The organism is Wolbachia endosymbiont of Drosophila incompta (assembly GCF_001758565.1).
Taxonomy (GTDB): domain Bacteria; phylum Pseudomonadota; class Alphaproteobacteria; order Rickettsiales; family Anaplasmataceae; genus Wolbachia; species Wolbachia pipientis.
Genome location: NZ_CP011148.1, coordinates 778,854 through 779,623, shown reverse-complemented (window position 1 = coordinate 779,623; position 770 = coordinate 778,854). Strand labels below are relative to the sequence as shown.

The 770-nt window shown below is 35.1% G+C and carries 1 pseudogene; it reads right to left on the bottom strand.

From position 1 onward, the window contains the following. Positions 1-319: pseudogene (locus WG67_RS07305) on the bottom strand (hypothetical protein); the annotation flags it as partial. Positions 320-770 lie beyond the last annotated feature (451 nt).

The window sequence follows — 770 nt, the reverse complement described above, 5'->3', positions numbered from 1 at the left end:
CTTGAGATGGAGTATGGCCGAATTTCTGTCCATTAAGACCTACTTCTTTCTTATTATCATCTCTAGAAATAGCCAGTTTAACAAGATATGTCACTGAAATAAGTGCAACAACCGTAGAAACAGCAAAAATTGCTAAAGGAACTGCTGCAATAGGACCAGAACCAGAAACTGCTATAATAACATAAGGAAGATATTGACCAGATATGAAACTAAATATAGATAATAATGAAACAGCAATTAAAGGTTTCCATATAGTCTGCTTAGTTTTAGTAAGCTCCTGACTATCTTTTAGCAATGAAGAATTATTGGATATCATCATTTCTTTGCCTCACTTGTTAACGATAATTTAATAATAACCCAATTAATAATTTCTGTCAATAATTAATTATGAAAAACAAAGTTGCAATTTGAATAGATAAGCTATAAGTAATATACGACCAGCAATAGCCATACAATAGACTTCTTGTATAACCCACACTAAGTAGAAAAAAGGTGTCATCCAAGTAGCTGACACTGCTCTCCTTTGTCATTCCAGTGCTTGACACTGGAATGACACCGAAGGGGCTACTGCCGTCTTGGATGGAAACCAGTGTCAGAACTAGTTAACCATGGGGCTTCTTTTGCCTTTTTTTCCATTTGGTAAATTTCTTAAATATTTATGGCTAACATGAAGCTAAGTACGAACTTTGTTAAACATAACAAATGGTGCCATTCCAGTGCTCCTTTTTTTGTCATCCCAGTGCTTGACACTGGGATCCAGTTTTCCATAT